The sequence below is a fragment of the Vibrio sp. 10N.286.55.E10 genome (genome assembly GCF_002872555.1).
Lineage (GTDB): Bacteria > Pseudomonadota > Gammaproteobacteria > Enterobacterales > Vibrionaceae > Vibrio > Vibrio crassostreae.
Genome location: NZ_MCSD01000035.1, coordinates 453,442 through 459,950, shown reverse-complemented (window position 1 = coordinate 459,950; position 6,509 = coordinate 453,442). Strand labels below are relative to the sequence as shown.

The following is a 6,509-nucleotide window of genomic DNA, read 5'->3' as shown; positions in this document are numbered from 1 at the left end:
AAGGTCAGCAAGGTCAGCAAAATGATTCTTCGCAAAGCTCGCAGGATCAACAACAAAGCTCAGCTGACAATGGGAAGTCGCAAAGTCAAAGCGGCAGCCAAGATCAAAGCAATAAACAAGATCAAAGTGAAAACCAAGATCAGAATACTGACCAAAGCCAAGCTGATAGCCACCCTGATTCCAAGGCGGATGAAGAAAACGACAAGCAAGCTGTGCAAAGAAACAAAGCGGACCAAGAAGATAAACAGCCACAGGACAAGGGTGACTCAGTATCTCAGGCAGCACAAACACAAGAGGCTGCTAAGGAAGACACTGATAACAACGATCAACAAGCTGCGGCACAAGTATCAGGTCAACCTATGTCGAGCGATCCTGATATGCGAAAACTTGAGCAAGTAGAAAGCGCGCGTGATCCGAGCCAATTGCTTAAAGCGCAAATGATTCTACAAGCACGACAAAAAAGTGCTCCTAACAACCAAAACAAAAAGTGGTAACCATGCGATTTTTAAACAAGCCATTTTTATCAATGCTACTGACACTGCTAATCGGTGTTTTTTCGTCACACTCTGTATTCGCAGCGACCGCTGTGGCGAGTGTTTCGCAAAACAGTGTGACCAAAGATGAAGTATTCCTACTTAGAGTGGCGACCGATGAAAAAGTATCGTCCGGTGCTTTAGACCTGACCTCCCTTCAGAAAAATTTCTACGTCGGCACCCCAAGCTTTGGGTCATCGATGCGAATCGTCAATGGTAGCCGCACTGTGTCTAGCGAATGGAATATTACCCTTGCCCCGCTTCGATTAGGCCGATTAGAGATTCCTAGCTTTGATATTGAAGGCGCGAAAACTAAGCCGATCACCATCAACGTTGCGGTTAACAAAGCCGCTCCAAAGCAGAGTGATATGGCCGAGTTTCAACTTAATCTGAGTAAAGACTCGCTGTACCCTCAAGAGGTCGCGGAGCTTGATGTAAAACTCATCATTAAGGCTGATCCTAGAAGACTGCAAGATCCTAAAATTGCACCACCAAGTTCAGCGCAATTAGACGTGGAACCGATTGGAGAGTCAAAGCAATTTCAAGATGTTATCAACGGACAAGAAGTCACGGTTGTTCAGCAATCTTTCCATATATCGTCACAACAAGCTGGGCAATTTCAGCTTCAAGGACCAAAGTTAACCGGTGCTGTTGTTTACTCAACCAACAACTCAAGCACAACGCGCCTTTTCCAGCTCGACACGCCTGTTGAAACCTTAGATATAACAGTGAATCCTGTACCAAAAGGCTATCAAGGTGAGTGGTTACCAACATCGAACTTCAAGCTGATTCAAAAATGGTCAGATAGCCAAGGCAATGAACTCACGGATGACAATGCTTTAGGTGACGACAAACAGAAGATTGAAATGGAAGCCGGTGATTCGTTAACTCGAACCATTACTATGACGGCTAGCAACTTAACGCAGCACCAACTGCCAAAACTGAATATCACCTACCCTAAAACGGTGCGTGTTTATGAAGAAAAACCGCAATTTGGCACCACTAAATCCGGTGATGCTGTCGTTGTTTACAAGCAAGTCTTGATTCCGAAAGAGGCTGGAAATATCTCGCTTCCTGATGTTTCTCAAGCTTGGTTTAACACTGACTCGCAATCACAAGAAATCAGTAAAGCTCTTGGTCTTGAGTTGTCGGTTCAGGCAAGTGAACGCGCTAGCTCAAGCTCGCCAGCGCCGGTTATGGAGACACCAACTCAGCAAGCCAGCCCGACGATTGTTACCGTGGAAAGCCCTGGAATCTGGCCTTATCTAACCGCGCTATTTGCTGCTTTATGGGTAATTAGCTCTGCGGTTGCTTTTTATTTCTGGTCACGCCGCGGTACAGCAGTAAAACCAAAGCAAAAAGATGAACGTCAATCCGATACGGCAGAAGCGCTTATTGCCGCTCTGAAAATGAAAGACGGTGTGAAGACGAGAACCTTGTTTGAGCAATGGAAAGCAGAAAATCCAGACTTGAGTGACGAGACAATAGAAGTGATCGAAGCTGAGCTCACCAAGCTAAATCAGAGCCTCTATGCTGAAGCTGGCTCACCAAGTCAGTCATGGGATCCTTCTGAGGCAATCAAAGCGGTTAAGAAACCAAAACGCATCACGAACAAAGCACACAAGAGCACATTAGAAAGACTTTAATTAACCAGCGTTCTAAGTAAGCAGAAAGCTAATTAAGCAGAAAATCTAAGTAAACAAAAAAGAACGAAGCCGTGATGACCACATTGTGATCATCACGGCTTCAGTCGTTTTTGAGATAGGGAAAAATAAACGCCAAACTAAATCAGTGGCGTCGCGACCTTTCTTCGCTTTAGAGCAGAGACAATTCGATTTCGCCCTGAGTCTTTGGCTTGATACAAAGCTTTGTCTGCCTTGCCATACAGTAGATCGAAATCGAATTGGCGTTGATCAGAGGTGATTGAAGCATAACCGACAGATGCGGTTAAATACTGGCTGGTACTGCTTTCACAATGAAGGATCTTCGCCTCTTCAATGCATTTTCTGATCGACTCTGCACGCTGTTTAGTTTCAGAGTGATGAGTACCGATCATCAACAACATAAACTCCTCACCACCAATACGGCAAAAGGTTTCCTTATCGCTATGAACATGGGCATTGAGTATCTTGCCAATGGTGCGCAGAGCAGCGTCACCTTCTGTATGCCCATAAACCGTGTTATACAAACCAAAATGATCAAGGTCGACGAGGATCAATCCGAATGTAACTTCATGTTGTATGGCAAACGCCCCTTGATCGTCGCAATTTAGATCATCTAACACCTGCGACAACATACGCCGATTTCCAAGACGTGTCAGCGGGTCTAATTTAGAGATAATATCCAACTGCTCATTGGCTCGTTCAAGCTCTTGAGTGCGCTTGCTGACCTCTTGCTCTAGCGTCTCATTAAGCTTTTTGAGCTCCTCTTGCGCCATGGTTCTCTGTAGCACCTCAGCTAAACTAGAAGCGAAGATACGTATCACTTCACGCAGTTGTGACGTTAAAGGGCTGCGAGTTAACAAATTGTCCGCGGCTATAAACGCAATCGGCTCACCCGTATTGGTGGTGAGCATCGTCATTGCCGTCCAACCGACTCCCACAATATTGAAATCGTGATAGATAGGCACCGATTCTTCAAAGGCGACTTGATTAGGACAAGCGCGAGCTGCTGCAACAATGTCACGTTCCACCAGCTCTGAGCGGTAATAGGACTCATCAACAATGTCGCCTTTTATATCCGTGCCCCACGTGCCTTGCATGTAATTGCAGCCTTTATCTGTTAAAAAAACCGCTAAACGATCTATCCCTAAGTGCTGAATAGCAAAGCTAACCGCAGATTTACAGACTTCGCTTACGCTATCGCAGCGAGACAGTTCCACCATACTTGAGTGCAACATGCGGATGTTCTGTTCTTGCCGTTTGCGGATGTAGATCTGAGAAAGCAGAGAACCAAAGGATTCAAGCATCTGCTTTTGGTAATTGGTAATAGGTGAACGGTGAATGTAGTTATCCATTGCAATCCAACCCACGGGTTTATCACCTTCACGTAAGATCAACATTCCATTCCAGCCCTGCCCTACTACTTTTCCTTCGGTGTAGAGAGGTGCCTGTTCGATAATAACCAAGTTGGTGTGATTGTCTGATAACGCTTCGATGTATTCCGCTTCGAGTTGATGCAAGTCGTACTGGGTATGATGTTCGCTGTTGGTTCTACCGGCCTCATCAGTACCATAAGTGCCGCTAAAACAGCGCTTTTTCATATCGAGTAACATGAAGATCGCACGGTCAAAGCCTAGACGGTCGCGCACGGCTTCTACTGACGCTTTATACAAGGCATCCAAAGAGTCAGGATTAGAAAGCTCTAATGCCACCTGATGAACCAGTTTCATATTCTCCACAAACAGTTCACGAAGCTTTATTTCATCAAGGTACTGCGCTTCACGCGTGTCGCGGTGTTTGATCTCCAGCGCAGCGTTCTTTTCTGCACGAATGCATTGCCAGCGGGCTGCTGCAAGTTGAAGAACATCAAGATCTTGGTCGAAGGTTTGGTTGATATGCTGAGCATTGCAATTTTGAACAATTAAATAAGTTCTACAGGCAGGCGCGTTGTCGAGCATCATGATGAATGACTCTCCACCTAACACTTTCATGTGTTCCCACTTACAAGTGTTGATAGACATTGGGAGCACGCCATCTGCGGTATCGAATTGAGAAACCCAAGGCCAAAACGTAGCAGGATAATTTGCCAGAGACGTTAGCTCTCCATAAGAAAACAAGGGGAACGAATCGACTTCTGGTATCGGTTCTGCAAATATCCCAATCCCTTTTGGAGCAAGCATCTTAGTCAAGTAGTCAAAAAGAGACTCTGCCAATAAACGGTGATCACGCGTAGCAGATATTTGTTTTGCAAAGGCTTTTACAGGCACAGCTTCCGTCCATTGGCTATTGAGAATACAGCAAAAATACAGAAGCCTTGATATGCAATCAATGTAACTAAAAATGAGATGTTAAGCGGGTCGCAATTTCACTTTTTACATTATCACAAGCATGAGAAGGACTACAAAAATGGGATTTCCTGCCCAAAATTTCATCGACATTGGGACTTTTTTAAAGGTATAAAAAAACCCCACCTAAAGTGGGGCAAAACTTCCATCGCTTATAGTTATAGTGATAATTCTGTCGATCTATTCGATTATCTAACCTGCGTATCAGTTAGCGTGCTGATTTCGCTAAAAGGCCAAACACAGCACTTGAATAATCAATTAACCAAAGTCACCGTTTACGTAACCTTTAGTACGATCATCTTTTGGCTCGCTAAAGATAACACTCGTTTCGTTGTGCTCTACAAGCTCTCCCATTAGGAAGAAAGCAGTACGGTCTGAAATACGACGCGCTTGCTGCATTGAGTGCGTTACGATAACGATAGTGAAGTCTTTCTTCAGATCTTCCATCAATTCTTCAATCTTATGCGTCGCGATTGGGTCTAGAGCCGATGTTGGTTCATCCATTAGGATTACATCCGGTTCCATTGCAATGGTACGAGCGATACATAGACGCTGTTGCTGACCACCAGACAAGCCAAATGCGTGTGCTTTAAGACGGTCTTTTACTTCGTCCCAAAGTGCCGCACTGCGCAGTGAGCTTTCTACTACTTCGTCAATGTGCTTTTTGTCTTTGATACCTTGAGCACGTAGCCCGTAAGCCACGTTCTCGTAGATGCTCATTGGGAATGGGTTTGGCTTTTGGAATACCATGCCGACGCGGATACGTAGGTCAGCCACATCAATATTGCCGTAGATGTTTGTGCCATCCATATCCAGCTTACCTTTGATAGTAACGCCTTCAATTAGGTCATTCATGCGGTTCAAGCAACGTAGTAGCGTTGACTTACCACAACCAGATGGGCCAATCAGTGCCGTAACCTGACGAGTTGGAATTGGCAGGTTGATAGATTTAAGCGCTTGGTTGTCGCCGTAAAACAGATCTAGGTTCTCAATATCAAATTTGTTCATTGTCGTAATCTCTAAATTCTTAAATTCGTGTCTAGCTTGATGCTTTCTTTATCACGGAGGCTCTCTTTATTGTTGAGCCTGCTAATCAGCTTAGTAAGTTGCCGTGTTGAAGCGTCTTGCAATCAGTTTTGTAACCATGTTGATCAAGAGAACCAATACGATTAGGACTGTCGCCGTACCGTAGGCTTGGTTCCACTCATCGATAGTAAATAGCTCTGTTGTCAGCTTATATAGGTGAACCGTTAGTGTACGGCCAGAATCGAATACCGACTCAGGAACACGTGCCACCATACCTGCTGTTAAAAATACAGGTGCTGATTCGCCAATTACACGACCAATACTAAGAATGACCGAAGTTAAGATACCTGGCATTGCGCTTGGTAAGATCAAACGCCAGATAGTGTAGATTTTTGAAGCGCCAAGGCCGTATGAGCCTTCACGGTAAGTTTGTGGTACTGCCATCAATGCTTCTTCTGTAGTACGAATGATTACAGGAAGAATCAAGATACTTAGCGTTAATGCACCCGATAGAATCGAGAAGCCAAGGCCAAGGATCGAAACAAAGAAGGTCATACCGAACAGACCGAAGATAATCGATGGAATACCAGCGAGCGACTCAGTACAGAATCGAATCACTTTCACCAAACGACTACCTACTTTCGCATATTCTGTTAGGTAGATTGCCGTCATGATGCCCAGTGGCGCTGCGACTGCAATCGATGCAATTACCATGTAGATCGTGGCGATGATCATTGGGAAAATACCACGCTCTTCACCAGTACGAGTGTAATCGTCAGTGATGAAGTTCCAATCTACGTATTGCAGACCGTTCGATAGGATGTACCAAATAATCCAGAATAAGAAACCAACGGTTACAGCCGCAGCTGCCCAGATAAAACCTTTTAAGATGTTATCTTTGATTTGACGTGCTTGCTTTAATTTTACGCGATCCATATTACTTA

4 protein-coding genes and 1 pseudogene are annotated in these 6,509 nt (G+C 44.8%); 2 read left to right on the top strand and 3 right to left on the bottom strand.

Going from position 1 to position 6,509, the window contains the following annotated elements; genetic code table 11:
* Window positions 1-494 (top strand): annotated as a pseudogene (locus BCV39_RS18450) (hypothetical protein); the annotation flags it as partial.
* A 2-nt stretch (window positions 495-496) separates the two neighbouring features.
* Entirely contained in the window at window positions 497-2,179 is a 1,683-nt protein-coding gene (locus tag BCV39_RS18445; protein WP_102432081.1) for a BatD family protein, read from the top strand.
* 137 nt (window positions 2,180-2,316) lie between these two features.
* Here BCV39_RS18445 and BCV39_RS18440 read toward each other — a convergent pair whose 3' ends face one another.
* The 3 genes from BCV39_RS18440 to pstA all read right to left on the bottom strand — a co-directional run bounded on the left by BCV39_RS18440 (window position 2,317) and on the right by pstA (window position 6,501).
* A complete protein-coding gene (locus BCV39_RS18440) occupies window positions 2,317-4,461 on the bottom strand; it encodes a GGDEF domain-containing protein (RefSeq protein WP_102432080.1) in 2,145 nt (714 codons plus the stop codon).
* A gap of 336 nt (window positions 4,462-4,797) precedes the next feature.
* Window positions 4,798-5,547: a phosphate ABC transporter ATP-binding protein PstB gene (gene pstB / locus BCV39_RS18435; RefSeq protein ID WP_004732036.1), complete on the bottom strand. Its 750-nt coding sequence runs from the start codon at window positions 5,545-5,547 to the stop codon at window positions 4,798-4,800.
* Window positions 5,548-5,637: 90 nt separating this feature from the next.
* Complete coding sequence (gene pstA / locus BCV39_RS18430; RefSeq protein WP_048661034.1) at window positions 5,638-6,501, bottom strand: phosphate ABC transporter permease PstA; 864 nt, start codon at window positions 6,499-6,501, stop codon at window positions 5,638-5,640.
* Window positions 6,502-6,509: the final 8 nt, after the last annotated feature.

Coding starts and splice junctions, on each gene's coding strand:
- BCV39_RS18445 (WP_102432081.1), top strand. CDS start 497: ATGCGATTTTTAAACAAGCCATTTTTATCAATGCTACTGACACTGCTA.
- pstB (WP_004732036.1), bottom strand. CDS start 5,547: ATGAACAAATTTGATATTGAGAACCTAGATCTGTTTTACGGCGACAAC.
- pstA (WP_048661034.1), bottom strand. CDS start 6,501: ATGGATCGCGTAAAATTAAAGCAAGCACGTCAAATCAAAGATAACATC.